The 26,042-nt window shown below is 68.9% G+C and carries 31 protein-coding genes; 14 read left to right on the forward strand and 17 right to left on the reverse strand.

Annotation, left to right across the window (positions count from 1 at the left end; translation table 11 throughout):
* Window positions 1-20: 20 nt before the first annotated feature.
* Window positions 21-119, forward strand: coding sequence for a hypothetical protein (locus A9W96_RS33190; protein WP_369830810.1), 99 nt, complete (start codon window positions 21-23; stop codon window positions 117-119).
* On the opposite strand, the gene A9W96_RS01220 is transcribed toward A9W96_RS33190, so the two are convergent.
* The 5 genes from A9W96_RS01220 to A9W96_RS01240 all read right to left on the reverse strand — a co-directional run bounded on the left by A9W96_RS01220 (window position 107) and on the right by A9W96_RS01240 (window position 4,182).
* Entirely contained in the window at window positions 107-1,336 is a 1,230-nt protein-coding gene (locus A9W96_RS01220; protein ID WP_067137481.1) for a lyase family protein, read from the reverse strand. The genes A9W96_RS33190 and A9W96_RS01220 overlap by 13 nt on opposite strands.
* Entirely contained in the window at window positions 1,333-1,896 is a 564-nt protein-coding gene (gene pcaG, locus A9W96_RS01225; protein WP_066882199.1) for a protocatechuate 3,4-dioxygenase subunit alpha, read from the reverse strand. The genes A9W96_RS01220 and pcaG overlap by 4 nt, the downstream gene beginning before the upstream one ends.
* Window positions 1,889-2,662: a protocatechuate 3,4-dioxygenase subunit beta gene (gene pcaH, locus A9W96_RS01230; protein ID WP_066882201.1), complete on the reverse strand. Its 774-nt coding sequence runs from the start codon at window positions 2,660-2,662 to the stop codon at window positions 1,889-1,891. The genes pcaG and pcaH overlap by 8 nt, the downstream gene beginning before the upstream one ends.
* A gap of 66 nt (window positions 2,663-2,728) precedes the next feature.
* Window positions 2,729-3,214: a hemerythrin domain-containing protein gene (locus A9W96_RS01235; protein WP_066866110.1), complete on the reverse strand. Its 486-nt coding sequence runs from the start codon at window positions 3,212-3,214 to the stop codon at window positions 2,729-2,731.
* On the reverse strand, window positions 3,211-4,182 hold the full coding sequence (locus A9W96_RS01240; protein WP_067137483.1) for a Rieske 2Fe-2S domain-containing protein: 972 nt from the start codon (window positions 4,180-4,182) through the stop codon (window positions 3,211-3,213). The genes A9W96_RS01235 and A9W96_RS01240 overlap by 4 nt, the downstream gene beginning before the upstream one ends.
* Window positions 4,183-4,459: 277 nt before the next feature.
* On the opposite strand from A9W96_RS01240, the gene A9W96_RS01245 reads away from it, so the two are divergent.
* Genes A9W96_RS01245 through A9W96_RS01265 form a run of 5 tightly spaced genes read left to right on the forward strand, consistent with a single transcriptional unit; the run spans window position 4,460 to window position 8,121 of the window.
* Window positions 4,460-5,806 carry a Rieske 2Fe-2S domain-containing protein gene (locus A9W96_RS01245; RefSeq protein ID WP_067137485.1) on the forward strand — a complete coding sequence of 449 codons (1,347 nt, stop codon included), beginning with the start codon at window positions 4,460-4,462 and terminating at the stop codon, window positions 5,804-5,806.
* Complete coding sequence (locus tag A9W96_RS01250) at window positions 5,803-6,339, forward strand: 3-phenylpropionate/cinnamic acid dioxygenase subunit beta (protein ID WP_066882207.1); 537 nt, start codon at window positions 5,803-5,805, stop codon at window positions 6,337-6,339. Before A9W96_RS01245 ends, A9W96_RS01250 begins: the two co-directional genes overlap by 4 nt.
* Window positions 6,336-6,602, forward strand: coding sequence for a dihydrodiol dehydrogenase (locus A9W96_RS01255; protein WP_066866118.1), 267 nt, complete (start codon window positions 6,336-6,338; stop codon window positions 6,600-6,602). Before A9W96_RS01250 ends, A9W96_RS01255 begins: the two co-directional genes overlap by 4 nt.
* Window positions 6,599-7,393 (forward strand): 3-(cis-5,6-dihydroxycyclohexa-1,3-dien-1-yl)propanoate dehydrogenase, encoded by a 795-nt coding sequence (hcaB, locus tag A9W96_RS01260; RefSeq protein WP_067137487.1) that lies wholly within the window; start codon window positions 6,599-6,601, stop codon window positions 7,391-7,393. Before A9W96_RS01255 ends, hcaB begins: the two co-directional genes overlap by 4 nt.
* Window positions 7,390-8,121 carry a class II aldolase/adducin family protein gene (locus A9W96_RS01265; RefSeq protein WP_067024589.1) on the forward strand — a complete coding sequence of 244 codons (732 nt, stop codon included), beginning with the start codon at window positions 7,390-7,392 and terminating at the stop codon, window positions 8,119-8,121. Before hcaB ends, A9W96_RS01265 begins: the two co-directional genes overlap by 4 nt.
* Here A9W96_RS01265 and A9W96_RS01270 read toward each other — a convergent pair.
* Window positions 8,106-8,924, reverse strand: a complete 819-nt coding sequence (locus tag A9W96_RS01270; RefSeq protein ID WP_067137489.1) for an IclR family transcriptional regulator — start codon at window positions 8,922-8,924, stop codon at window positions 8,106-8,108. The genes A9W96_RS01265 and A9W96_RS01270 overlap by 16 nt on opposite strands.
* A gap of 50 nt (window positions 8,925-8,974) precedes the next feature.
* On the opposite strand from A9W96_RS01270, the gene A9W96_RS01275 reads away from it, so the two are divergent.
* Window positions 8,975-9,817 (forward strand): SGNH/GDSL hydrolase family protein, encoded by an 843-nt coding sequence (locus A9W96_RS01275; RefSeq protein ID WP_082971991.1) that lies wholly within the window; start codon window positions 8,975-8,977, stop codon window positions 9,815-9,817.
* 3 nt (window positions 9,818-9,820) lie between these two features.
* Window positions 9,821-10,486 carry a DedA family protein gene (locus A9W96_RS01280; protein WP_067025282.1) on the forward strand — a complete coding sequence of 222 codons (666 nt, stop codon included), beginning with the start codon at window positions 9,821-9,823 and terminating at the stop codon, window positions 10,484-10,486.
* On the opposite strand, the gene A9W96_RS01285 is transcribed toward A9W96_RS01280, so the two are convergent.
* A complete protein-coding gene (locus A9W96_RS01285; protein ID WP_067025285.1) occupies window positions 10,487-11,104 on the reverse strand; it encodes a TetR/AcrR family transcriptional regulator in 618 nt (205 codons plus the stop codon).
* A gap of 154 nt (window positions 11,105-11,258) precedes the next feature.
* Here A9W96_RS01285 and A9W96_RS01290 point away from each other — a divergent pair, with 154 nt between their 5' ends.
* Both A9W96_RS01290 and A9W96_RS01295 read left to right on the forward strand, forming a co-directional pair.
* Window positions 11,259-11,696 carry an anti-sigma factor antagonist gene (locus tag A9W96_RS01290; protein WP_066866129.1) on the forward strand — a complete coding sequence of 146 codons (438 nt, stop codon included), beginning with the start codon at window positions 11,259-11,261 and terminating at the stop codon, window positions 11,694-11,696.
* 22 nt (window positions 11,697-11,718) lie between these two features.
* Entirely contained in the window at window positions 11,719-12,804 is a 1,086-nt protein-coding gene (locus A9W96_RS01295) for a glutamate--cysteine ligase (RefSeq protein WP_067137491.1), read from the forward strand.
* 31 nt (window positions 12,805-12,835) lie between these two features.
* Here the strand turns inward: A9W96_RS01295 and A9W96_RS01300 are convergent, their stop codons facing one another.
* From A9W96_RS01300 to A9W96_RS01310, 3 genes are all read right to left on the reverse strand, one after another.
* Window positions 12,836-13,606 (reverse strand): sulfite exporter TauE/SafE family protein, encoded by a 771-nt coding sequence (locus A9W96_RS01300; protein WP_067137494.1) that lies wholly within the window; start codon window positions 13,604-13,606, stop codon window positions 12,836-12,838.
* An 82-nt stretch (window positions 13,607-13,688) separates the two neighbouring features.
* The gene (locus A9W96_RS01305) at window positions 13,689-14,630 is read right to left on the reverse strand and encodes a catalase family peroxidase (protein ID WP_067137496.1); all 942 of its coding nucleotides are present in this window, start codon (window positions 14,628-14,630) and stop codon (window positions 13,689-13,691) included.
* Window positions 14,631-14,648: 18 nt separating this feature from the next.
* A complete protein-coding gene (locus tag A9W96_RS01310; protein WP_067137509.1) occupies window positions 14,649-15,440 on the reverse strand; it encodes an SDR family NAD(P)-dependent oxidoreductase in 792 nt (263 codons plus the stop codon).
* A gap of 158 nt (window positions 15,441-15,598) precedes the next feature.
* On the opposite strand from A9W96_RS01310, the gene A9W96_RS01315 reads away from it, so the two are divergent.
* The 3 genes from A9W96_RS01315 (at window position 15,599) to A9W96_RS01325 (ending at window position 18,648) form a co-directional block, all read left to right on the forward strand.
* A complete protein-coding gene (locus A9W96_RS01315) occupies window positions 15,599-16,201 on the forward strand; it encodes a hypothetical protein (RefSeq protein ID WP_067137499.1) in 603 nt (200 codons plus the stop codon).
* A 93-nt stretch (window positions 16,202-16,294) separates the two neighbouring features.
* Window positions 16,295-17,854, forward strand: coding sequence for a long-chain-fatty-acid--CoA ligase (locus tag A9W96_RS01320; RefSeq protein ID WP_067137502.1), 1,560 nt, complete (start codon window positions 16,295-16,297; stop codon window positions 17,852-17,854).
* An 8-nt stretch (window positions 17,855-17,862) separates the two neighbouring features.
* A complete protein-coding gene (locus tag A9W96_RS01325; protein WP_066876066.1) occupies window positions 17,863-18,648 on the forward strand; it encodes an MBL fold metallo-hydrolase in 786 nt (261 codons plus the stop codon).
* Here A9W96_RS01325 and A9W96_RS01330 read toward each other — a convergent pair.
* From A9W96_RS01330 to A9W96_RS01340, 3 genes are all read right to left on the reverse strand, one after another.
* Entirely contained in the window at window positions 18,643-19,473 is an 831-nt protein-coding gene (locus tag A9W96_RS01330; protein ID WP_066862327.1) for an enoyl-CoA hydratase/isomerase family protein, read from the reverse strand. The genes A9W96_RS01325 and A9W96_RS01330 overlap by 6 nt on opposite strands.
* A gap of 77 nt (window positions 19,474-19,550) precedes the next feature.
* A complete protein-coding gene (locus tag A9W96_RS01335) occupies window positions 19,551-19,844 on the reverse strand; it encodes a hypothetical protein (protein ID WP_067137505.1) in 294 nt (97 codons plus the stop codon).
* A 30-nt stretch (window positions 19,845-19,874) separates the two neighbouring features.
* A complete protein-coding gene (locus A9W96_RS01340) occupies window positions 19,875-20,321 on the reverse strand; it encodes a hypothetical protein (protein WP_066862321.1) in 447 nt (148 codons plus the stop codon).
* A 122-nt stretch (window positions 20,322-20,443) separates the two neighbouring features.
* On the opposite strand from A9W96_RS01340, the gene A9W96_RS01345 reads away from it, so the two are divergent.
* On the forward strand, window positions 20,444-20,737 hold the full coding sequence (locus A9W96_RS01345; protein ID WP_082971993.1) for a hypothetical protein: 294 nt from the start codon (window positions 20,444-20,446) through the stop codon (window positions 20,735-20,737).
* Window positions 20,738-20,833: 96 nt separating this feature from the next.
* Here the strand turns inward: A9W96_RS01345 and A9W96_RS33195 are convergent, their stop codons facing one another.
* The 4 genes from A9W96_RS33195 to A9W96_RS01365 all read right to left on the reverse strand — a co-directional run bounded on the left by A9W96_RS33195 (window position 20,834) and on the right by A9W96_RS01365 (window position 25,717).
* A complete protein-coding gene (locus A9W96_RS33195; protein ID WP_369829376.1) occupies window positions 20,834-21,895 on the reverse strand; it encodes an MAP_0585 family protein in 1,062 nt (353 codons plus the stop codon).
* A 15-nt stretch (window positions 21,896-21,910) separates the two neighbouring features.
* The gene (locus tag A9W96_RS01355) at window positions 21,911-22,369 is read right to left on the reverse strand and encodes a lipoprotein LpqH (protein WP_197499364.1); all 459 of its coding nucleotides are present in this window, start codon (window positions 22,367-22,369) and stop codon (window positions 21,911-21,913) included.
* 40 nt (window positions 22,370-22,409) lie between these two features.
* The gene (locus A9W96_RS01360) at window positions 22,410-22,799 is read right to left on the reverse strand and encodes a hypothetical protein (RefSeq protein ID WP_156749160.1); all 390 of its coding nucleotides are present in this window, start codon (window positions 22,797-22,799) and stop codon (window positions 22,410-22,412) included.
* A 158-nt stretch (window positions 22,800-22,957) separates the two neighbouring features.
* The gene (locus A9W96_RS01365) at window positions 22,958-25,717 is read right to left on the reverse strand and encodes a LuxR family transcriptional regulator (RefSeq protein ID WP_231999561.1); all 2,760 of its coding nucleotides are present in this window, start codon (window positions 25,715-25,717) and stop codon (window positions 22,958-22,960) included.
* Between the last annotated feature and the right edge of the window lie 325 nt (window positions 25,718-26,042).

Below are 26,042 nucleotides of genomic sequence, written 5' to 3' on the forward strand. Positions count from 1 at the left end.
ACATGTTGAGCGAGCGGATGATGGCCGCGGCGTTCACCGCCGAGGATGGGGCCGTCCCCGAAGACCGGGTGATCGACACCCTGCTGCACATCTGGCTGGCCAGCATCTACCAGCGCTGAGCGAGCGCCGTTGCCGCACGGCTCAGGCCCGCGTCGATCAGCCGGTCGGCGGCGCCGACGTAGGTGGCGGACGCCTGCTTGCCCACCAGGTCGGCGATCGCCCGCTGCTCCCCCAAAACGTCCGTCGCGGCCAGGTTTTCGGCCATCCGCTGCGTGTGTACGGTCAGCCCCGCGAGCAGTTCGCCGCTGTGGGATGCGGCGACGAGGGTGCGCCGGGCCAGGGTGCGCAGGGTGTCCCATTCGGCGTGCCATGCCCCGTCGGGCCGCTCGTCGCCGGTCAGCGCCGCCGCGGTGTGCAGCGTCGCGGCCAACGGGGGTGCGGCGATCGCGGCACGGCGAATCAGAATGGAGAGCACCGGGTTTCGCTTGTGCGGCATCGACGACGAGCCGCCGCGGCCGGACCCCGCCGGCTCGCCGAGTTCGGCGATCTCCGGGCGGGCCAGCGTGACGACGTCGGAGGCGATGCGGCCCCAGCAGTCGGTGCAGCCGACGAAGGCGTCCGCGGCCGCGGTGACGGGCGCGCGGGCGGTGTGCCACACGGGCCGCTCGGCCAGGCCCAGTGCGGTCGCCGTGGCGTGCACCAGTTGCAGCGCGACCCCGGCCGGGTCGGTGGTACCGGTGAGCAACGTCGCCAGCTCCGTCGTCGCCGCCAATGTGCCCGCGGCGCCGCCGATCTGGATCGGTGTGGTGAGCGCGGCCACCCGCTCGAACGCGTCGACGGTCGCGTTGAGCCAGGCGGTGGCCTTGGCGCCGAAGGTGGTGGGCGCGGCGTGCTGGGTGAGCGTGCGGGCCACCATGGGGGTGGCCCGGTGCCGGGTGACGAGTTCGGACAGCGTGGAAATATGCTGGGCCAGTTGGGTTGTCAGGTCGTCGACGGCGGCGCGCACGGCCAGCATCAGGCCGGTGTCCAGGACGTCCTGGCTGGTGAGTCCGCGGTGAATCCAGGGCGCGACGGCCGGTTCGGCCCGCTGTCGTAGCAGCTTCACCAGCGGAATGGCCGGGTTGCCACCGTCCTCGGCGCCGACCGCCAGGGCCTCGCAATCGTGGGGTGTCACCAGATCCGACAGGTCCGCCGCCGCGCAGCCGGCCGGAGCCAGGCCGGCGGCCACCAGGGCGCTCAGCCACGCGGATTCCGTCGCGACCATCGATCCCAGCAGGGCCGCGTCGGTCAGGTGCTCACCGGCGCGATGGTCACCGGGCCACAACAGGTTGCTCATCGCGCGCCTTCGGAGTACGCCAGGAACACGGTCTCGGCCGGGCCCTGCAGATGGATGTCGAATCGGTAAGCGGCGCCGTCGTTTTCGGCGACGCAGAACAATGTGGGGCGGCGTTCGGCGGCGACCGCCGCCAGCAGCGGATCGGTGTGCGGGTCGGCGCCGGGCAGGTAGGCGCGGGTGAACAGCCGGTTGAGCAGTCCCCGCGCGAACACGGTGAGCGCGAAGAACGGCGGCGCCCCGCTGGCCGCCGGGCCGGGGGTCAGCGTGGTGAAGGAGTAGGTTCCGTCGGGGTCGGTCGCGCAGCGGCCCCATCCGGTGAACAGGGCGTGCTCGCGGCGCAGCGAACCGGGCTGCCGCACAACGTTTCCCGCGGAGTCGGGTTGCCACAGCTCCACCAGGGCGTCCGGGACGGCGACGCCGGCCCCGTCGTACACGGTGCCGTGCAGCCGGATGGCCCCCGGGTGGCCGGCGTCGACCATCAGGTTGTCACCGGGATACGGCAGTCCCAGATCGAGGAAGGGGCCGACGGTTTGCCCTGGCGTGCAGGGGAATTCAGTCATGCTCGCCCTGCGCCGGGGTCCGAGCAGCGCCCGCCAGCACGATGTCCCACCGGTACCCGGTGGCGTATTCCGGCTCGGTGACGTCGTGGTCGTAGCGGGCGATCAGTCGTCGGCGTGCGGCGGGATCGAGGATCGACTGGAAGATCGGGTCCAGCTCGAACATCGGGTCGCCCGGAAAATACATCTGGGTGACCAGTCGCTGGGTGAAAGCCGTTCCGAAAACGGAGAAATGGATGTGCGCCGGGCGCCACGCGTTGTGGTGGTTGCGCCACGGGTACGGGCCGGGCTTGATGGTCAGGAACCGGTAGCTGCCGTCCGGCCCGGTCAGGCAGCGGCCCGCGCCGGTGAAGTTCGGGTCCAGGGGCGCCGGGTGCTGGTCGCGCTGATGGCGGTAGCGCCCGGCGGCGTTGGCCTGCCAGATCTCGACCAGCTGGCCCGCGACCGGCCGGCCGGCGGAGTCCAGGACGCGTCCGGTGACGACGACGCGCTCCCCTATCGGCTGGCCCGCCTGGCCGGCCGTCAGGTCGGCGTCGCGAGGGTCGACGTCCTGATCGCCGAAGCACGGTGCCCAGCGCTCGACGCCCTCGGGATCGACGACCACCAGGGGCTGCTTGGGATGGCGCAGCATGGTGCCGCGGTACGGCGGGTAGTCGAGCCGCGGCTGCCCGTGGTGCGGCCCAGCCGAGGCGGTGCCCCGGTATTGCGCTGCGATGCGGGCGATCTCCGCCGTGATGTCAGCCTGGCAAGCGACCCGCTCGGCGTCCATGTGCCGTGAGGCTACTCTCGGTGGCCCACCGAATCCCGCAAGCGGGCGATGTCGCCGACCAGACGTTTAGAGGGCGCGCACCAACGCCGCGCGGCCCTTGGTCCGCAGGCGGTGCAGGGCCGAGCCGCGATATTGCTCGATCTTGGCGGCCATCTTGTTGCCCAGCTCCTCGATCTGCGCGTCGGTGATCTGCACCTCCGGCGGAGCCGGGATCATGTCGCGTTCCTCTTCGTCGGCGTGCGCCTCCAGCACGGTCTTGAACGAGTTCCACTCGTCCTCATAGCCGGGTGCGCTCTGCGGCGTCTTGAGCAGCACCGAAAGCTGGTCCACCACCTGGCGGTGCTCGGCATGGGCGACTGCGATCAGCTTGCTGGCATCCTTGAGCGCCGGGTAGTACAGGTCGTCCTCGATGCGGAAGTGGATGTCGAGTTCGATCAGCAGGTCATCGAAAAGGGCATGGCGCTCTTCGGAATTCACCGGTGCGTCGCTGATCTTGCGGCCGAGGCCCTTGATCACGATGTGGTGTTCCTTCAAGACGTCGTAGGCGTTCAATTGACTCCTCCTTTGGCGATCCCTACCGCGCCGCCGGGAGCGGGCCGCCGCTCGCCGCGGACTTCGACAACTCCGTCGACCAACCGGGCCTCGTAACACGGCAGCGGCGCCGCGGCCGGACCGCGCACCACCTCGCCGGACTCGGCAGCGAACCATGAACCGTGCCAGGGGCAAACCAGCCGGCCGCGGTCCAACCAACCGTCGGCCATCGGCGCGGCCAGGTGCGGACAGAATTCGCCGTACGCCGCGACCTCACCGGGCTTGGTCTGGCAGACCACCAGGCCCACTCCGTCGACCTCGACGCGCACCGGCTTGCCGTTCAACGAACTCGCGGGCAGCACCGGCGTCCACGCGGAGGTGCGCAGCCGCGGACCGGACTGGTCGATGCCGATCCCGGACTCGAAGACCAGCGCGCCGCCCAGGTAGCCGCCGGCGACGGTGATGGCGTAGCCCAGGGCGGTGAGCGCGATGCCGCGACCGTGGCGGCCCTTGTGCCGGTCCCACCAGGACTGCAGGTACAGCGCGGTGGCGGCCACGTTCACCAGGCCGTGCACCGCGCCGACGCGGCGGTCCTCCTCGTGGGTGTGCTGCCAGTCGGTGACACCGGTGAGGGCCGAGCCCAGGCTGGCCAGGATGCCCACCCCCAGCGCGCGCGAGGCGAATCGGGAGGCGTCGACGACCTCGGATGCCGGCTGGCCGGGCAGGATGCTGAGCGCGTCGAGCGCCACCGTCGTCCCCAGGGCGCCGCTGGTCAGCGACGCCAGCGGCGGGTGCACCGGGTGCCCCAGCCAGACGCCGTTGAGTGCGTTGGTGACGGTGTTGCGGGCGCCGCCGAGCCCGTTGTAGGCGAAGCTGAGCAGATGTTCGAACCGATAGCTCGGTCGGTCGATCCACTCCTGGCGCCCGATAGCGGCCAGGACCCTGGATCCGACCTGCTGCAATCGACCCCCTCGTGGCCGACCAACCATGGCACCGGTTCCTTCCTCAGATCAGTAGAAAATAACGGTTAATCACCGCAAAACCGAATGATTACCCGCTGTTTACGCCGCGCTCACGGGCGCGGAGTGGCTGTCGTGAACCACCGTAGCCGCGGGCTTCGGCCGCGTAGTTGCGTGCAGCCTGTGAGTTGGCACTAAGCATTCTTGTAGAAACCTGATGGTGTGGCTGCCTGGTGATTGACCTGCGCCCTCGGCTGCGGGACTCTACTAAGCGGAGAACATTTCTGTAGAACAGAAAGAACTGGTAATGGCAGACCCGTGCCCCGACTTGGTCGAGGTGTTCGAGAACGTGCGCCGGGGGATGATCCCCGCGCACATCTACAACGACTCCGAGCTGTTCGCGCTGGAGAAGCAGCGGCTGTTCGCCCGGGCGTGGACGTTCGTGGGGCACGAGTCGGAGATCCCGCAGGACGGCGACTACATGGTGCGCCGCGTGCTCGACGACTCGTTCATCATCACCCGAGGTTCCGACGGCACGGTGCGGGCCCTGTTCAATATGTGCCTGCATCGCGGGATGCAGGTCTGTCGCGCGGAGATGGGAAACGCCTCCAACTTCCGCTGCCCCTACCACGGCTGGACCTACCGCAACGACGGCCGGCTCACCGGGTTGCCGTTTCACCGGGAGGCCTACGGCGGCGACGAGGGCTTCGCCAAGGGCCAAACCCTGTTGCCCGCACCGAAATTCGCCAGTTACAACGGCTTGCTGTTCATCAACATGGACCGAGGCGCCGAACCGCTCGAAGAGTTCCTCGGCGACTTCAGGTTCTATCTGGACTACTACACCAGGCAAAGCGCCGGGGGCGTCGAGGTGCGCGGGCCGCAACGCTGGCGGATCAAGGCCAACTGGAAGATCGGCGCGGAGAACTTCGCGGGCGACATGTACCACACCCCGCACACCCACGCGTCCATCGTCGACATCGGGTTGTTCCGGGAGCCTAAAGCGCAGAAGCGCAAGGACGGCGCCACCTATTGGGCCCACCGCGGCGGTGGCACCACCTACAAACTTCCACCGGGCGGCTTCGAGGAACGGATGCGCTACGTCGGCTATCCCGACGACATGATCGGCCGGATCAAGGGCGTCTGGACACCGCAACAGCAACGGGTGGTCGGCGAGGACGGCTTCATGATCTCGGCCGCCACCTGCTTTCCCAACCTCAGCTTCGTGCACAACTGGCCCAAGGTGCACGACCGGGAAGACCAGGTGCTGCCGTTCATCTCCATCCGGCTGTGGCAGCCGATCAGCGCGAACGAGACCGAGGTGTGCTCGTGGTTCGCGGTGGACTCCGCCGCTGCGCCGCAGTACAAACAAGACTCGTACAGGGCGTATCTGATGTGCTTCGGATCGACCGGCATGTTCGAACAAGACGACGTGGAGAACTGGGTGTCGCTGACCAGCACCGCGGGCGGCTCGATGGCGCGACGGCTGCTGCTGAACAGCAGGATGGGTCTGCTCGCCGACGACCGCCCGGTCATCGAGGCGTTGTCGCCCAACGCATTCCACGGGCCCGGCCGCGCGCAGGTCGGCTACAACGAACACAATCAGCGAGCGTTGCTGAACATGTGGGCCGACTATCTGCAGCGGGTCCCGGCATGAGAAAGCCATTGCCATTCAACGACATTCGTCATCTCCAGGCGCATCAGTTCCTGGTGGACGAGGCATACCTGCTCGACGCCCAGCGGTATGAGGCGTGGCTGGACACCCTGACCGACGACGTCCGCTACGTCATGCCGGTGCGCGTCACGACCGCGCGCGGCGCCGGGTTCGACACCTCACCCGGCATGGACCATTTCGACGAGGACAAATACTCGCTGAGCCAGCGGGTCGCGCGCATGGGCACCGAGCACGCGTGGGCCGAGGACCCACCGTCGCGGCTGCGCCATTTCATCACCAACGTGCGCACCTTTGAGCCCGACGACCCAGCAGACACAGCGCACCTGGTCGTCGAATCGGCCGAGCTGCTGTTCCGCAGCCGGGGCGACGTCAACGACGGCGCCCTGCTGTCCTGCGGGCGCGAGGACGTGTTGCGCTGGAGTGATGAATCCAAAAAAACACTGAAGCTGGCCCGGCGCAAGATCATCGCCGACGAGTCGGTGCTACGGATGCAGAACCTGGCGGTGTTCTTATGAACGACGAGCTGCAGCGGCTGCTCGATGGCGCGGTCGGCGAAGCGATCAGCGTCGCAAACGAATTCACCGAGGTCCTGGTGCGCCGGGTCGACACCCGTAACGGGTCACGGCTGTTGATCAGCGCACCCAGATCCGGCCAGTGGATCACCCTGGACGCGCTCGAAATCGAGGCACTGACCTGGCAGAACCCCCGTACCCTGGCTGCCATGGTCGGCAATTCCCAGGCGCCACTGCTGCCCGACGACGGCGAACCCCAGCCGTGACCGGCTGGCTGGAAGGCAAACGTGCCCTAATCGTGGGCGCAGGTTCGGGCATCGGACGGGCCGTGGTGGCGGCCTTCGGCGCCGAGGGTGCGAATGTTGCCGTGCTGGAACGTGATCCACACAAGTGCGACGCGCTGCGCCAGCAGTTGCCGCAGGTGCCGGTGATCGAGGGCGACGCCACCACCCGGGAGGCCAACGACCGGGCCGTCGCCGCCGCGGTGGATACCTTCGGCGGGCTGGACACCCTGGTTAACTGCGTCGGGGTGTTCGACTTCTACCGGGGCGTGGGCGACATCGAGGCCGACGCGCTTGCCGAGGCGTTCGACGAGATGTTTCGCACCAATGTGCTCAGCCATCTGCAGTCGGTCAAGGCGGCGATCCCGGCCCTGCGGGCCGCGCCGGGATCCTCGATCGTGCTGACCGAGTCCGCGTCGTCGTTCTATCCCGGGCGCGGCGGCGTGCTCTACGTGTCGTCGAAATTCGCTGTGCGCGGCCTGGTTTCGGCGCTGGCCCACGAACTGGCCCCGCAGGTCCGGGTCAACGGAGTGGCACCCGGCGGCACGCTCAACACAGACCTGCGTGGCCTGTCCAGCCTGGGACTCGACGCGACCCGACTGGACGACAGCCCGGACCGGGCGAGCGACATCGCCGCGCGCACTCCCCTGCGCGTCGCGCTCACCGGCGAGGACCACGCGTGGAGTTACGTGTTCCTGGCCTCCGAACGGTCCCGCGGGATCACCGGCGAAACCGTGCGACCCGACGGCGGATTCGGGCTGGGCGCACCGCGATGACGGACCTGGACCAGCACCGCGCCGTGGTGGCGCAGGGCTGCCGCGTCGCCGCGGCCCGCGGCCTGGTCGACGGCGTCCTCGGCCACCTGAGCCTGCGAATCGACGACGAGCACCTGCTGGTGCGCTGTCGAAGCGATGCCGACACCGGGGTGGCGTTCACCCGGCCAGGCGACATCCGGCTCGTCAGATTCGACGGAACCGCCGGCGCCCCAGGCGAACTCGACGGCTACCGCGTCCCCAACGAATTGCCGATCCACGTCGAGACGATGCTGGCCGATCCGGGGCACGTCGCCGTCGCGCACCTGCACCCACCCGACGTGGTCGCCGCCGACCTGGCCGGCATCACGATCCGGCCCATCTACGGCGCCTACGACATCCCCGGCGCCCGGCTGGCCCGCGGCGGCGTCCCCGTCTACGAACGCGCGGTGCTGATCCGAAATTCGCGCCTGGGCAAGGAGATGGTGGCGGCGATGCGCGGCCGTCCGGTGGTGATCTGCCGGGGACACGGAATCACCAGCGCCGCCGCCACGGTGGCGCAGGCGGTGCTGCAGGCCATCAGCCTCGACGCGCTGGCCCGGATGTCGTTGCGGGTGCGCGCGGCCGGGGGCACGCTGCGCGACATCGACAACGCGGACTGGGATGACCTGCCGGACTTGGGATCCGCGTTCACCGCCGAGGCGGCCTGGCGCCACGAAGTGGCACGCCTGGGCGATCAACAGCCGAGCTGATCGCCGATCTCCTTGGCGGCCGACACAAGTGCGGCGGCCACCACCGGATACCGGGCGGCGTCCAGCCGGTTTTGCGGCGCCGCGGCGTTGAGCGCGAGCCGCAGCCCCGGCGCGCGGCTCGGGATCGGCACGGCGACCGAGGCGACGCCTTCCTCGCTCTCCTCGGAGTTGGTGGCGTAACCGCGCTCGCGGATTCCGGCGAGCTCGGCTTCCAACTCGGTGCGGCTGCCGATCGAATGCGAGGTGATCCGCTGAAGCTGCTCGCCCGGCAACAACGCACGCAACTCGGGTGACGGCAACTGCGCCAGCATGACCTTGCCCGTCGACGTGCAATGGGCCGGCATGGCCCGGCCCAACCGCGACGCGACCCGCACCGCGGCCGGCCCCTCGACCGCGGCAACGAACCGCACGCTGGCCCCGTCCAGCATTCCGACGTGCACGGTCTCGCGCAGCTGTTCGGACAGGCTGCGCATGACGGGCGCGGCGGATCGGGCGATGTCGATGCGACCGAAGATCGCGAACGCCACCCCGGTCAACGACGGGCCGGGCAGGTACGCCTTGGACACCGGGTCTTGCCGGACGAACCCGCGATAGGCCAGCATCGCCAGCAACCGGTGCGCGGTCGACGACGCCACACCCAGATAGCGGGTCGCCTCGCTCAACCGGATCTGGGGCCGCTCGCCCAACAGCAGCAACAGCTTGAGCGCGTTGTCCACCGACTCGATCGGGTACTGCGGCGCAAGCGAATCGGCGTCCGGCGCCGCCGCGGCGTCCCCGGCGCCCGGCTCACGCTTGTGTGGCATGGGTCCACGGTAACCAGTTATGGGCGCTGATTCGGGTTATTCTCGGCTGCGTGAGCGGGGCTGTTCGCGCTGGATACCGCCGTTACGTCGCCATCGGCGACAGCCAGACCGAGGGCTTGTGGGACGGCGACGACACCGTCGGCCTGCTCGGGTTCGCCGACCGCCTCGCCGTCCGGGTCGATTCGCTCTATCCCGGCCTGCAATACGCCAACCTGGCGATCCGCGGTAAGCGGATCAACCACGTGCTCACCGAGCAGCTTCCACAGGCGCTGGCGATGCGCCCGGACCTGATCACCGTGTGCGCCGGAATGAACGACGTCATCCAGCCCGGGCGATCGTTTCGCCCCGCCCTGGCCGACCTCGAACACGTCTACGCCGCGCTGGCCGAATCGGGGGCGACGGTGGTGACGACGACCTTCCCGAACGTCGCCCAGTTCCTGCCCCTGGGGCGGCTGGTGGCCGGGCGGCTTGCCCGCATCAACGCGGCGATCACCGCGGCCGCCCACCGCTACGGGTTCGCGCTCGTCGACCTGTACAACGCGCCCTCGATGCGCGAGCTGGACACCTGGGCCATCGACCGGGTGCACGCCTCGACCAAGGGCCACATCCTGTTCGCCGATGCGGCCGCCGAGGCGCTCAATCTGCCTGACAGCAACCATGATTGGGCCCTCGGCCGCCGCAACCCCACCCAGCGTTCCTTTGCGGCCGGCACGTACGAACAATGGCGCTGGACGCAGGAGAGTTTCTTTCCGTGGATTTGGCGGCGGCTGCGCGGCCTCTCGTCGTACGACGGGCGCGAACCCAAGCGTCCGCGCCTGGCGGGGCTGGACACCCCGAGCGAGTTCGACCGCGCACCTCAAGGCACGGAACCGCGGTCGGTCAGGCATTCTTGACGCATGAATCTCGAGCCCCTGCTGCACTCGATTCCGCCGCTCGCGGTCTACCTGGTGGTCGGCGGCGTCGTCGGGATCGAGAGCCTGGGCATTCCGCTGCCGGGTGAGATCGTGCTGGTCACCGCGGCGCTGATGTCGTCGCACCACGACCTGGCCGTCAATCCGCTCGGGGTCGGCATCGCCGCGGTGATCGGCGCGGTGATCGGCGATTCGATCGGCTACGCGATCGGACGCCGCTTCGGCATGCCGCTTTTCGAGCGGCTCGGGCGGCGGTTTCCCAAACACTTCGGGCCCGGACACGTCGCGCTGGCCGAAAAGCTGTTCAACCGCTGGGGTGTTCGCGCCGTCTTCCTGGGCCGCTTCATCGCGCTGCTGCGGATCTTGGCCGGGCCGCTCGCGGGTGCGCTGAAGATGCACTACCCCCGATTCCTGGCGGCCAACGTCTCGGGCGCCATCTGTTGGGCGGGCGGCACCACCGCACTGGTGTACTTCGCCGGAATCGCCGCCGAACGCTGGCTGGAACGGTTCTCCTGGATCGGGCTGGTGATCGCCGTCGTGGCCGGGCTGACCGCCGCAATCCTGTTGCGGGAACGCACATCTCGGATGATCGCCGAGCTGGAGGCCGAGCATTACCGCAAGGCCGGCAGCACCGCGCCGGACAGCGTCTGACTAGACGGCCTCGCCGGTGTCCGCCACCAGCGGCGGCCGGTGTTCGTCGATCAACGCGCGGGCCATCTTGCGGGCGCGCAGCGCGGCGTCGAGATCCCCGACGGCGGCCAGGATGATGGCGCCCTTCATCAGGATGTGCCACGACGACGCGAAGTCCTCGACGTCGGTCAAACCCGCCGCCACGGCGCGGCGACGCACAATGTCGCGGACGTGCTCGATGTGGCCGATGCAGGCCTGCCCGATCGGATGTTCAGGCCCCAGCTCGAGCAGCACGTTGATGAACGAGCAGCCCTCGTACCGGTCGCGCAGCTGAAACCAGTCGTGCATGACGTCGAAGATCGCCAGCAACTGTTCCTCGGGGGTGCTGCCGCGCTGCCGCGACTGCTCCTCGATCAACCCGTGCGTCCAGAGCTCCTCGCGACGCTGCAGCACCGCCAGCACCAGGTCATTCTTGGTCGCGAAATGGCGGTACAGCGTCGCCCTGGCGACACCGGCCCGCCCGATCACCTCGTCGGTGCCCACCGCGCGGATACCACGCCTGCTGAACAGGTCATACGCCGCGGTCAGAACGCGTTCGCGGGGCGACGCGGCCGGGGTTCCGACATCGGGAGTTGTCATACCAGGCCTTACCGTACTCTTAGGCCCCTGCAGGTAGACAGACCGCCCTGTCTCGTTATAGAAATGAGATTCGCATCCGCGAACAGTCTGTCTTCAGACATTAGGACGGGCACCATCGAGGCGTCTGCGACGCCTGTCGATCAGGGGGTCCATCATGAATTCCGTCATTGTCGAGGCGATGCAGACCACTCATCTGACGCTGAGCACAAAACTTGTCTACGAACTCGGCGACCCCAACAGCACTCTGCGGGCCACCGCGGATCGCAGCGGCCCGTCGGTGGTGATCTACGCCGGCGGCGAGGTCGACGCCTGCAACGAGGGCACCTGGCGCCACCTGGTGCGCGAGGCGGCCAGCGGCGTCACCGCTCCCGGCCCGTTCGTGGTCGACGTCACCGGGCTCGACTTCATGGGTTGCTGCGCGTTCGAGGTTCTCGCCGACGAGGCGAAAAGCTGCCAGGACCGCGGCATCGACCTACGCCTGGTGAGCTGCGAGCCGCTCGTCGCCCGCATCGTCGACGCCTGCGGGCTGTCCGGCGTGCTGCCCATCTACCCCACCGTCGACTCCGCGCTGTCCGCGGCTGACCGCTGGTAGACACCGGGCCGTAACCGGCTCAATGGCCGACCATCCCACGATGGGTGCCGAGGAGGAATTCCTCCTCATCGACCCGAGAACCGGCGAGCCCGCCCCGCACAACGCCGCCGTGGCCGCAGAGGCCAAGAAGCGCGGGGTCGAACTGCAGCTCGAGCTCAGCAGTTGCCAGGTGGAAACCACGTCGAACGTGGCGGCCACCAGCGCCGAGCTCGGCGCGGAACTGAGCCGGCTGCGGCGCACCGCGGCGCAGGCCGCCGAGGCCGCCGGGGTTACGCTGCTGGCCTGTGGCCTGCCGCCTTCCACGCCGCACGAGTTCCCGGTCACCGACACCCCGCGCTACCGGCGGATCGGTGAAGAGTTCGGCATGGTCGCCCACGAGCAGGGAATCTGCGGATGCCACGTGCACGTGCAGGTGCCCGACCGTGCCGCGGCCATCCATGTCAGCAATTGGCTTCGGCCGTGGTTGCCGACTTTGCTTGCGCTGTCAGCTAATTCACGGGTGTACCGCAGCGCGGACAGCGGCCATGCGAGCTGGCGCAGCGTGCTGTGGCGGCGGTGGCCCGCCGCCGGGGCGCCGCCCTATTTCGCCTCGCCCGACGAGTATGACGACGCCGTGCGCATGCTGGTCGACAACGGGGTGATCCTGGACAAGGACATGATCTATTGGGACGTGCGCCCTTCCGCGGATTTCCCGACGGTGGAGGTCCGGGTGGCCGACGTGCCCGCCACCGTCGCCGAAACGGTGCTGCTCGCCACCCTGATCCGGGCGGCGGTGATGACCGCCCTCGACTCGCCCGACGACGCCCGGCGGCTGCCACCCGGCGCGCTGCGCGCGGCGTACTGGAAGGCCGCACACGACGGATTGTCCGGCCACACACTCGATTTGATCCACGGCCGCGGCGCGGTACCGGCGGCCGAGCAGCTGGGGGCGCTGGTGCGGCGGGTGCGCCCGGCCCTGGAATCGCTGGGCGAATACGACCGCGTTCGCGACGAACTCACCCGCGTGGTAGCCCACGGCAACGGGGCGATGCGTCAGCTGCGGACGTGGCGCAAGCGCGGCGAGGTGTCCGATGTCATCGCCGAAGCCGCCGCGGCGACGCTGAGCTGACACGAATCGCGCTGGCGTACGTGATTTCTCGTCAGGTCACCGCGAGCAGGCGATAGAGCCCGATCAGTCCCACGGCCACGATGATCGCCCGCAGCGCATTGCCCGACAACCGCCGCCCGTAGCGCGCGCCGAGCAGCCCGCCGACCAGTGAACCCGCCGCGATCAGCCCGGCGGCCGGCCAGCTGATCCGATCGAACGCCACCGCCGTATAGGCAATGGCGGCAACCACATTCACCATCAACGCCAATAAGTTCTTGGCCGCGTTGGTGCGCTGCACCGATTCCGGAAGCAGGGCGCCCATCAGGCCGACCAGCAGAATCCCTTGCGCCGCTGTGAAATAGCCGCCGTAGACGCCGACGGCGAACGTGCCGAACACGAGCGTCGCCATCCGGCGCGGGCTGACGTGGTCGGGCGAGCGACCCGCCTCCTCGGCGCGCCGGGCCGTCCACGCCTGGATCCGCGGCCCGACGACCACCAACACCAGCGCCAGCACCAGCAGCACCGGCACGATGTCGGCGAACACCTTCTCGGGCAGGTGCAGCAGCAGGTACGCGCCCAGCGCCGCGCCGGCCAACGATGCCGGGAGCTGCCACCGCAGCCGATCCCACTGGCCGCGCAGCTCGGCGCGATAGCCCCAGGTGCCCGACACGCTGCCGGCGACCAGACCCGTCGCGTTCGACATGGTGGCCGTCACCGGCGGATAGCCGAGCGCCACCAGGGTCGGGAAGGTAATCAGGGTGCCGGACCCGACCAGCGCGTTGATCGCCCCAGCTCCCAGCCCGGCCAGGCATATGAGGAACATCTGAAATGGCGGCACCGAAGAAAAACCTTAGCCTGCCGCCGATTTCGGCGCGAGGTGACTATCGTCACGGGCGCTCCCCCGGTCAGGCTGGCGGGGCTTCGGCGCCGCGTTCCACGCCGGTTCGCAGCTTGACCGAGGCCGAATACGCCAGGGTCCGAAAGTGCAGCACCGGATCGTCGGACGGCTCGATGCCGTCGGTCACCCGCATCGGATCGAACACCACGATGTCGCCGCCGTGCTCGCGCTCGGTGTCCAGACCGGTGATGGCCAGGGTGCCCACGGTGACGATCTGGGTGCTCTGCCAGGCCGCCGACGGGTCCACGGTCGAGTCGGTGGGACCGGCGATCTGCACCCGAAAGTCGAACCGCACCGGCCCGCCGTCCAGCCGCGTCTGCAGTTCGTCGGTGAGGAAGTCCCGATCCTTGTCGTGGGCGTCGGACCCCGACAAGTACTCCTCGGCCGCGGTCGGAACCAGGTGGTAGCGAACGAATCTGGCGCTGCCGTCGGCGGCGATCCAGCGGAAGGCGTGCAGGCCGTGGTATTCGGTGGTGGCGTAGCTGGCCGGGATCCGGTTCGCCTCACGCAGCAGGGGCAACGCGCCGAGCAGCCGCGGATGGGTGAGCAGGTGTTTGGCCATGCGCAGCGGCGTGGTGAGACCGGGCCGCATCGCCTTGAGCAGATCGATGAACCCGTCGGGCGTGCTGGAGACGAACAACCGGGCGGTCTGCGTCGAAACGTCGGTGGTGGAGCCGTCGGGCAGGGTCAACTTCACCGCCATCCCGCGCACCCCGGGTGCGCCGTCGCGCTGCTCGGGGTTGCCCGATCCGTTGGAGAAGCGGATCAGCGCCGGGACCGTAGAACCATCGAGATGCTGTGCGCGCGTGAGCATGAGCGCGTCGGGGGTCGCGGTGAACGTGCCGCGGTACAGGGTGCCCTTGGCGTGCAGCGCGCGGCATCCAGGCTGTGCTCCGCCGGCGCCCCGGATCGCCTCGATCGCCTGGTCAGGAGTAAGTGCACCGCTCATGGACGAATCTTAGTTGGATCAGTCGGGAAAGCCGAAGAGTTCGACCACACCGTGATCGCGACCGGCGGTGTAGCCGCCGTCGACGGCGAGCGCCTGGCCGCTGACGAAGGAGGCGTCGGGCGAGAGCAGGAAGGCGGCCATGGCGGCGATCTCCTCGGGCTGCCCCAGGCGCTGCAGGGCGTGCTCCTTGGTGATGGAGGCCAGCGGCCCCTCCATGCCGGGAATGCTGAAGACGCTGTGCGCCATGGGTGTTTCGATGAAGCCGGGGCAGATGACGTTGGCCCGGATGCCGCTCGGCCCGTAGTCGAGGGCGATGTTCTTGGTGAGCAGCACGACGCCGCCCTTGGCCGCGTTGTACGAGCTGCCCCCGGCGGTGCCCTCCAGGCCTTCGACGCTAGCGACCGTCACGATCGAGCCGCGTTCGCCGTCGGCCCGGGGCTGGTCGATCATCTTCGCCAGGGCCGCCTTGGCCACCAGGAAGGTGCCGGTGAGGTTGATCCCGATCACCCGATCCCATTCGGCGCGCTCGAGCAGGTGCACCGGGCCTCCCCCGGCGACCCCGGCGGCGTGGAAGAGGCCGTCGAGGCGGCCCGGCACGGCGGCCAGCACCGCGGCGATCGCGGCTTCGTCGGTCACGTCGGCGGAGACGAAGGTGAACCGCGCGCCCAGGTCGTCGGGCGGGGCGGCCACGTCGGCGCCGATCACGGTGCCGCCCTCGGCCAACAACCGTCGCGCGGTGGCCAACCCGATTCCGGACGCGGCGCCGGTCACGACGAAGGTGCGGGAACGGGCGCGGTCGGGGTTCACCATGTCGCATCCTTCACGGGTGGTGGGCGGTTCGGCCCCGTCATGGTGACACACGTTCGCGCCGTTGGCTTTACCAATGCAGGCGTTCGATAGGCCGGCTGTATCGAGCCATAGCAAACCCGTCTTGGACATAGCCGTGCCAGCTGGAGGACGATAGGCCGATGTCAATACCTCAGCAGCGGGCGCGGTCGCGCCGGACCGGATGGCGTTTCGGGGCGATCGGCGCGGCCGCCGTCACCGCGGTGGTCTTGCTCGGCTCCCCCGTCGACCGGGCCGCGCCAACCGCCGCGGTCGCGCTGTTGTCCGATGACGCCGTCGCCATCGCGCCGGGCGTCTCGGTCACCCCGGCCCCCGGCTGGACGGTCGGAAACCGCGGCCCGAACTGGGTGGCGCTGAACAACGCCGACACCACCGCGCAGCTGCGGATCACGGTCAAAGCCGCGGGCGGCGCGGACGCCGCCGGGCTGCTGCAGGCCGACATCGACCAGTTCACCGGCGGCGCATCGGCCATCCTGACCGACGTAAACCGCCTGACCGCGCCCGAGACCAAGCCCCTGCCCGGCCCCAACTTCCAGCAGGAAGCCTCCGTCGACTACACCGCGACCGTGGTGAACCCGCAGGGCGCGATCCCGGTGATCGGCACGTTCACCGAGCTGCTGAACGCCTCGAACGGCCGATCGGCGTTCATCGACTTCCGCCAGGACAGCAGCGCGACCAGCCAGGCCGCCGGCGAGGGCGGAATGATGATCAGCTCCCTGCAATGAGCCGCTAGCGACCCGCGCGGGCGAGGGTCGGCGTCGCACGCGTGCAACCGACCGCGTATTACAAACTGGTACGAATCGACCGCGGAGGGGTTCATGCCATCAGCCGAGACGGCGACCAGCACGGCGGAGACGCTCGCCGGCATCGTCGAACGACACGCACAGCACCGGCCCGACGCGGTCGCCATCCGGTACGGCGAACGCCAGTGGTCCTGGGCAGAGTGGAGCTCGCGGATCCGTCGCGCCGCCGGTGCGCTGCGCGCCGCCGGCCTCGTGCGGGGCCAGTGCGTGGCCTTCCTGGACAAGAACCACCCCGCCTGTCTCGAGGTCCTCATCGCCGGCGCCTCGATCGGCGTCGTGACCACGGTCGTCAACTGGCGAGTGGTCGGCGACGAACTCGTCCACGTCCTCACCGACAGCGGCGCCCGCGTGCTGCTCGTCGGCGCCGAGCTGCGTGCGGCGGCCGAGTCCGCCGCCGAGCGGGTCCCGGGTGTGGAACGCATCATCGAGGTCGGTGAAGAATACGAATCGTTGCTCGCCGCGGCGCCCCCGACGCAGGCCGACGCGAGCGTCGACGAAAACGAGACGGCGTTGGTGATTTACAGCTCCGGTACCACCGGACGCCCCAAGGGCGTGCTGCTCAGCCAGCGCGCGCTGGTCAATCACGCGTCCAACCTGGCTCCGGCGTTTCCCTTCGACGAGGGCGACGCCAACTTGGTGGCGATGCCGTTGTTCCACGTCGGCGGAATCGGCTATGCGCTATTCGGAATCCGTTCGGGTGCACCGACATTCATGACCCGCGAGCCCGACGCGGCAACGCTTATCGGCGCGGTGCGGGCCGGCGCCACGCACGCGTTCTTCGTCCCGCCGGTGATCGCCCGCTTCCTGGACGCGGGTGAGGCGGCGACCGCGGCCCTCGCCGGCCTGCGCTACATCGTCTACGGCGCCGCACCGATGCCGCTACCGCTGCTGCATCGCGCGCTGTCCACCTGGCCGGACACGAAATTCGTGCAGGTGTACGGGCAGACGGAACTGTGCGGGGCGGTCACCGCGCTGTCCGACGACGATCACCGCGACGCGGCGCGGCCCGAGCTGCAACTGGCGGCCGGAAAGGCGGTGCTGGGCTGCGAGATTCGCATCGCCGACCCCGAGACCGGTAACCCGTTGGCGACCGGCGAGTCCGGTGAGGTCTGGGTGCGCAGCAACCAGAACATGACGGGCTACCTCAACCGGCCGGACGCGACGGCCGAGACGATTACCGCCGACGATTGGGTGCGCACCGGCGACATCGGTCGGCTGGACGCCGACGGCTACGTCTACATCGAGGACCGCATCAAGGACATGATCATCACCGGCGGCGAGAACGTGTACGGCCCAGAGGTGGAAAGCGTGCTCATCGAGCATCCCGCCGTCGAGGACGCCGCGGTGATCGGGGTGCCCGACGACTTCTGGGGTGAATCGGTCAAGGCGATCGTGGTGGCCGACGGCGAGGTCGACGAGAAAGGCATCATCGAATTCTGCCGCGAGCATCTGGCCGGCTTCAAATGTCCGCGTACGATCGACTTTGTGCCCGAACTCCCCCGCAACGCGAGCGGGAAGATCCTGAAAACCGAGCTGCGGGAACCGTTTTGGCGCGATAGGGCGCGGGGCATATGAGCACTCGTCTGGATGCCGCGCGCCGCGACTGCGCGATCAGCGTGCTGGGCGGTCCCACGACCGTCGTCGACATCGCCGGCCGCAGGATCGTCATGGACCCCACGTTCGACCCGCCGGGCGTACACGCCTACCTGACCAAGCTCACCGGTCCCGCGGTGAGCGCCGAGGCCCTCGGGCCGGTGGATGTGGTGCTGGTCAGCCACGACCAGCATCCCGACAACTTCGACGACGAGGGCCGCCGCATGGCGCTGGCCGCGCCCCTGCTGCTCACCCATCCCGGCGCCGCGGGCCGGTTGGGTCCGCCGGCTGTCGGCGTGGCGCCCTGGCAGTCCCACGAACTCAACGGCGTATCCACGTCGCTTACCGTGCAAGCGGTTCCGGCGGTCCACGGTCCGGCCGACGGCCAGCGCGACGCCGGCGGCCACATCAACTGCGAGGTGACGGGTTTCGTGCTGTCCGGGCCGGGCCTGCCGACGGTGTACCTCAGCGGCGACAACGCCTCCATGACCGCGGTCAAAGACGTCGCCGATCGCGTCGGTCGGGTCGACATCGCCGTGCTGTTCGCCGGTGCGGCGAGCGTGCCCACCAAGGAGCGTGGGCGGCCGTTGACGCTGACCGCGGCGCGCGCGGCGGCCGCGGCCGAATTGCTTGGCGCCAAAGCGGTGATACCCGCCCACGTCGACGGCTGGGCCCATTTCACCGAGGGCGTCGACGAATTCGTCGCGGCGTTCGATCAGGCCGGCATCAGCGACGTGCTCAGGGTCGCCCCGCACGGCGAGTGGATCGACTTATAGGCGTCCCTGCACGCGCAGCTCTGGATGCACCCAGTCGGGCGAGCGGCGCTCCTTGAAGGAGCGGAAGCCTTCGATGGCCTCGGCGTCGGACAGGCTGGCGGTCATGCCGATGCGGTCATAGAGGCCCAGGTAACCGTCGATGCTGGACTTGATGACGCCGCGGGCACGCGGTGCGGTTCGACAGCACTGCGCCAGTAGCTCGTTCGCCGCGTCAAGCAGGCCCTCGTGCGGCACCACCCTGGTGACCAGGCCCCAGTCGAGGGCTTCGACCGCGGTCAGCACCCGACCGGTGAACATCAGGTCGCGGGTGCGCACCGGCCCGATGACGCGGGTGAGCATCTGGCTGTAATAGGTGTCGGCGTAGCCGCGGAACAACTCGGGCACCCGGAAGGTCGCCCGATCACTGACCACCGACAGGTCGCTGCACAACGCGATCTGGAACCCGCCGCCCTGGCACAGCCCGTTGACCGCGGAGACGATGGGCTTGGCCGAGGTGCGCACGGCGTCGAACGGCGTCACGTCCATGCCGAGCGCCGAACCGAAGGTGATCCAGTTGTCCTCGCCTCCCCCGCCGCCCATGTCGCCGCCGGGGGCGAAGACGTCGCCGGTTCCGGTGAGCACCAGCCCGGCCAGATCCGGGTCCTCGTTGAGACGTCCCACCGCATAACGGATTCCGAAGTACATGGCCGGGCTCAGCGCGTTGCGCGCTTCGGGCCGGTCGATGGTGCACACGGCGATCGGTCCGTGGCGCTCGAAGCGCAGGTACGGCGTGCCCAACCAGTCGCCGTCGGGCGGACGGGGGGTGTTCTGCGGTGTCTGCGCCACGGGACTCCTCTCGGGTCGGCTCCGCGGATGCGTCGCGCCGCTACTGTAGCTCTTACAGTATCCGGCCGACCCCCCGCCTACACGTAAGGCAGCGTCGCCGTCTCCGCCGTCGCGGACGCGTCGGCGATCACCGAGGAGAGCTTGGACTGCAGGGTCGACGTGGCGTCCCCCACCGGCTTGTCGCAGAACCTGCAGAGCGCCTTGAAGTTTGGTTGTTCGTCTTCGTCCGGCCAGAACCGTCGCGGCCCGACCTGAGCCCCGGGGTCGAACTGCACGGATTGATGCGGGGCGTCTTTGAGGATTCTGCCGACGGGATGGCGTTGCGGGCATTCGAGTTTCAGCATGCCGACGCCTTCTTGATCTCCGACCATGGTTCGCCGTCCTCTCTCGGGTGTGCGCTGTCAGTGCAGGATCCGCGCGAGCTTGCGCCATCGCCGATGCCGGTGTCGAAACATCACCCGGACGAAGGCGCGGGTGAGCAGCCCGTGCAGGCCGTCGTCGGTTTCGATCTCGTCGGTGTAACGGCAGCTGCGCTCGTCGATGGGTTCGAACGTCAGGCGGTGATTCCAGGTCCGGACGGGTCCGCCGTGCTCGTTGGTGTAGATCTCGGTCGGCTCGAGTCGCTTGATGGTGAGGTGATGCGTCCAGGCCGGGATCACGCCGAACCACCAGAACCGCGCCGATCCTTGGGTGCCCACCTCGATGCGCTCAGGGACATCGAGCCGGTACACCCGCAGCACCGGGCTCAACACGTGCCGCATCAGCTCGGGCTTGCGCGCCAGGGCGGACGCCGTCTCGACCGGGATCGGCAGCTCGGTGGTTAGGGTTACCTTACTCATGCAGTTCATGGTCGCTCAGCGAGCACGATCAGGCAATAGCGCGCGAGCCTACGTTGGGGCGTCGTCGCGAGGGCCAAAGAGTAGGAATATCCCTGATATCGGCGGGCCGTGCAGCGCAATAGCGTGGGGCAATGGTGATCGCCGGCGCGGGCTTGGAACGCTTCCTGGTCGAGTGGTACGGCCCTGACGCGCACGCGCATTCCATCAATGAGACGGCCGGACATCTCAACGACAGCGCGACATCCATGGCGGCGAGCGGCAGCCAGATCCGACTGCTGATGGCGTTGGCGGTTCCCGCGGATGAGTATGCCTTCGGCATCTTCGCCGCCGAATCGGCGGAAACCGTCGCGCGGGTCTGCGTCGACGCGGGCGCACCCGCGGAACGGATCAGCGCCGTCATCGGATGGTCGCTCGCCTTCGACTGAAGTTGTCGCCGAATTCGCTTGGCCCAGTGAGTATCTAGCCGATTCTTCTTGAGAATGTCTGTGCCTGAGGCGAATTCGACAGCCACCCGCAGTGGCTCAGTACAACGGGGTCCAGATGCCGTCGAACCAGTAACCCCAACCGCCGTACTGCCAGTTGAAGATCGGCAGGACCGTGTAGGTGTTGTAGGTGAACGGCGCGAAATAGCGCTGCCCATAGGACGCGTCAACCGGTGGCCCGGTCCACGGGCGGTTCCAACCGCCGGCCGGCGGTGGCCCGTTCCAGCCACCGGCAGGCGGCGGACCCTCCCAGTTGGGTGGGGGCTGGCCCGGAGCGGGGCCATCATTCCAGCCGTAGCCGTTCGGCCGCGGCGGAGGCGGCGCCCCCTGACCCGGAATCCAGAAGCCGCCGGGCAGGTCGACGGGGCCGCCGACTTGCGGAGCGCCGCGCAAGATCGGACCACGCGGCGGGTAGTACGGCTCGTGTGGCGGCTGATAGTTCGGCGCGTTGAGGATCGGGCGGTTGGGGGTCGGTTGCGGCGAGCCGCCCCACGGCGCCGAGGGTGACGGCGGCGTCGAACCGGCGCCCCCGTATCCGGGGCCGGCGCTGGGGCTGGGACCCGGGTTTTGGTTTGCAGGGGTGCAGTCCGGATGCCAGGCGGGGCACGAGAACGGTATCGAGGTCGTGGGCGCCGGAGTGCTCCACTGCGACGGTGTCGGTCCCGAAGTGCTCCACGGCGCAGACGTGGTCGGCGGCGGAGTGGTGCTCCACGGCGCAGACGTGGTCGGCGGCGGAGTGGTGCTCCACGGCTTCGAGGTGGTCGGCGGCGGAGTGGTACTCCACGGCTTCGAGGTGGTCGGCGGCGGAGTGGTACTCCACGGCTTCGAAGTGGTCGGGGGCGGGGTGCTGTTTCGCGGCGGCGTGGTCGTCGGCGTTGCGCCGCCGGCCCCGGGAACGTGTGACCCGGGAGCAGGCACGGTCCCCGTGCCCCCATAGCCGGGGCCGGGGTTGGGGACACCGGAGCAACCCTTTTGCCCGTTGGGGCACGGCGGCGGGTCCAACGGCGGGGCGGAGCCGGCGAGTCCCGCGTTGACCCCCGCGACGGACAAGCCCAGGCCCGCAGCGACTCCGGCTGCTGCGGCGAGACGTTTGATGGACATTGGTTGCGTTCCCTTCTAAGGGCAGGTCACGTCCAACTCGAAGGGCTTGGTTACCGGCTTCGGTTGGTGCGGGTCGCTGGTGTCGGCACCGGTCGCGGTGCCCTTGATCTGGTAGGACTTGCCGCTTGCCGCGGCCCCGGCGGATCCGCCCTGACCCGGTGCGGCGTCGGAATAGCCGAGCGTGATGCCGTCGACGATGCCGAGCCCGACCGCGTGAACGATGGGCGGGTTGTCGGTGCTGATTACCGCGCCCAGACCGTTGGCCGCGTCGCCGATGCCGATGGTGATCCTGTTCCCGGACGGGTTGCAGGTGACCGCTCCGCTCACGTTCTGGCTCTTGCCGTCGACGATGACCTGCGGTCCGGCGGGCGCCGGCGGGTTTGATGCGCCCGTGTTTGACTTACCGGAACAGCCAGCACAACTCGCGATGACGACGGCCATGCCGGCTGCGCCGACGACGATCCCATGCTTCACCGCTGCTCTCCTTCGTGTCGTTGTCGTCGCCGTCCGCGTATTACTGCGCGGGGCCGGGGATCTGGTACGCGCACCTACCGGTCGTGTGTTCGGTGAGCGGGACGGGCTGGCCGTCCACCTGAATCGCACAGTCGTGCGGGCCGCCGGTTTTATCGGTGTAGTTCAACGCCAGGTACGGGTTACCGGTGACCTGCACGGTCTGCGACCAGGGCACCGAAACCCAGGTGGTGGTGCTCGCCGGATACACCGGTGTTCCGGGGTCGGGGATGACGGAGAAGACGTCACCACCGCCGAGGATCCGGTACACCACGGTGTGTTGGCCCGGGTGGGCCTGGGCCCTCGGCAACATCGCCTGCGGTGCGCTGCTGGCGGCGATGGCGACGGCCGCGAGCACAGCGGCCATGGTGTGCAAGCGCGGAGTCGTTGGCATGGCGTTCCTTTCGATATGCGCGACACACGGTCTCGCCCGTATGTCTCTTGTTCGTCGATGAGGCAACCGCCGCCCGCGCGGTGGGTCCAGCAAACGCCCGCAGCGCCCGCCGTATCAATTAGGGATTTCCCTACACTTTCCGGCGGCCGGGCGCCGTGTCAGGAATCGACTTCCAGTTGGTCGAGGCGGCGGCCGAGTTCGGCGCGCGACCGGATGCCGAGCTTGCGGTAGATCCGTGAGAGGTGGACCTCGACGGTCTTGGGGCTGATGAACAGCCCCGAGGCGATGTCGTGATTGGTCTTGCCCGCCGCCGCCAGATCGGCGATCCGGCGCTCGGCCGGCGTCAGCACCTGGGCGTCGGCTCGGCCGAAAGTGATGCGCTCCAACGAGCTTCGCGCGCGCCGCACCCACAGCGGCGTGCCCAGCTCCACGAACGTATCCACCGCCGCCCGCATCGCCGCGGCGGCATTCTCCCGGCTGCGCTGCCTGCGCAGGATCTCGCCGAGTAGCAACTGCGTGCGGGCGCGCTCAAATGGCATGGGCAACCGCTCGTGTTCGGCCATCGCCCGTTGCGCGGCCGCCAGCGCCGCACCGAGGTCTCGGCCCCCGGCCAGCAGCATTGCCCGGCAACGCGCACCCGACGCCAGCATCCACGGCCTGCCCAATCGATGTCCGTTGGCCTCCAAGACGTCGATGAGGGGCCGCGCCTCATCGAGCCGTCCGAGCTGAATCAGGGCTTCGGCGGCATCGGGCAGAAAAGGGGTGACGAAAATTTCTGTGGCGCGCGGGCTTCGCTCGAACTCACTCAGCAGCGGTGAAAGTGCCTGCAGCGCGGCTTCGTAGTCGCCCAGCGAAACCTCGAGGAAGCCGAGCGTGCTGGTGGGCCAGACGGTGACCAGCGCGGGCGAGTCGCAGCGCTCGGCGGCGGCCAAGGCGGCGGTGGCATCGCGGCGCGCGACCGCCTCGTCGCCGGCGTAGGCGGCCACCAGTGCCTGGATCATCAGCGCCACGGCCAGCGGCAGGTCCGCGTCGAGCTGGCGCGCGCGTTGTAGTGCGTCCTCCCCGATGAGCGAGGCCTCCGCGAAATCACCGCGCCACATCTCATTGAGCGCGCTGTGGAAAGCGCCGACCATCATTTCGCTTTCGGCGCCGCGGTCGATATAGCGTTGCCGAATTGCTCTGAGTTCCCGGCGCCCGTCGTCGAGTCTGCCTGTGCCGATGAGCAATTCGGCGCGATGTAGCGTCGGCCAGATCGTGGCCGAGGACGGATCGTCGCCGTCATCCAGGGTCAATGCGGTCCGTAATTCCTCTTCGTCGAAACCCTCGCCGACCAGGAATCGCACCAGCACGCGCATGCTCAACGCCTGGCTCAGCAGCTGACGGTCGTCCAGCCGGGACGCCGTGACGACCGCCTCGTCAACCGCGTCGATGGCGGCGTCGAACTCGTGAATGTTGAGGCGTGCGAACGATAATGTCGTGAGTATGTGGCTTAGCAGCCTGTCGTCTCCGGCGGCCGCATCCGCGGCCCGTTGCAGCTTTCGGGCGCCGTCCCGTGAACTGCCGTCGAGCAACGCCCACATCCCTAGCAGGCTGAGCGCCTCGGCCTGTACATTCGCCGGCGCGGGCGTCCCGATGACTTCCTCGAGGATGCTCCGCGCGCGTGCGGCGTCGCCGGCGCTGAAATGGAATGCGGCGCAGCGAATCTGGCGTTCGGGACTGACGGCGCCGAGCTCGTTGGCCAACTCGATGAATTCCGCGGCGGCCGCCGGCGCCCCGCGCCTGTTGGCCAACTCGGCTGCGGCATCGAGGGCCGTCAGCGTCTCCGCATCACCGTGGGTGGCGGCCAGCGCCAGGTGGCGAGCCCGCAATTCCGGGTGGTCGACCACGGTCGCCAACCGCCTGTGCATGATGCGCCGCTGTGTGGGTGTGGCCATCGTATAGACCGCGGCGGTGAGCAGCGGGTGGGTGAACCGCACACGGTTGCGATCGATGGTCACGATGCCGCGCCGCTCGGCGTCCAACAGTCGGTCCACGCACTCCTGGACGTCCCGGGCGGTCGCCTGCGAGACGGCTTCCATGGTCGGCCTGGCCAGGCATGCGGCGGCGAGGAGGATGTCGCGAAGATCCTCATCCAGCACGCCGATTTTGGAGGCCATCAGCCCGGTCAAGGTGGTGGGCAGCGTCATCTCGATGCCCGTTTCGCCCTCGGGGATGGTGCGCGCTAACTCGATGGCGTAGAACGGGTTACCGCCGGACGCCTCGTGGATGCGCAGCATGGCGTGCCGGGAAAACGAGCGGCCCAACCGTGCGGTGATGACCTGGTGCAGCGCGCCGATGGCCAAGGGGTTGAGTGTCATTCGCCTTGTGGCGTCCGGCTTTTCGAGCTGCAGCCATGACACATCGTCACCGTCACCGGTGCGCACGGTCGCCAGCAGGCCGACCGGACCGGAAAACCGTCGTGCCGCGAATGCCACCACGCGAGCGCTCGAGGCGTCCAGCCACTGGAGGTCGTCGATGGCCACCAGCACCGGAGTGTTTTCGGCCAGGATGTCGACGACCGAGAGGAACGCCGCCGCGACCGCACGCTGATCGGTCGTCAGGCCGTCGTCGCTGACCTGCAACAGGATCCGGTCGATCGCGAGGCGCTGGGGTCCGGGTAGCGCGTCAAGCACCGCACGATCGACCGTCGACAACAGGTCGGCCAGCGAGATGTAGGCCGTCACCGATTCCGTGATCGCCGCGCGCGCGGTGAGAACACGCATCCCTTGCGCGCGGGCCTGCTCCAGCGCGGCCAGCCACAACGTGGTCTTGCCGATGCCGGCCTCACCCTCCACCAGCAGGCACACGGGTTCGGCTCGGCAGGTATCGAGGAATTGGGAGACGGCCTCGGCCTCCGCGGCCCGCGTCCCCGTTGGCACCAACCCCACCATGAGCGTCGGTGTCAGGAGCCGTTGACGAACGAAGAGATTCCGGCCAGGCACCCGGCGCGACGAGCAAACTCGCTAACTTGCCGGACGTGCACCTGGATGCGCATTGCAGCCCGGTTCACGACCCGGCGCACGTTCGCATACAGCGAACTTATCGGGGCTGGACGGCGCCTGCAATACGAAGCGGCGGCAGGGCCGGTCGGATTGGGGCCGGTCAGCCGCGTCGAGCCGTCACACTGGCGGCCGGTATTGTCGGGGCCGGCGCGTGCTAGTCTTCGACGTCGTTCGCCGTCTCGGCGCCGGTCCCGTGGCTCAG

Origin of the sequence: Mycobacterium sp. 1245852.3, from assembly GCF_001669335.1 — a bacterium.
GTDB lineage: Bacteria > Actinomycetota > Actinomycetes > Mycobacteriales > Mycobacteriaceae > Mycobacterium > Mycobacterium europaeum_A.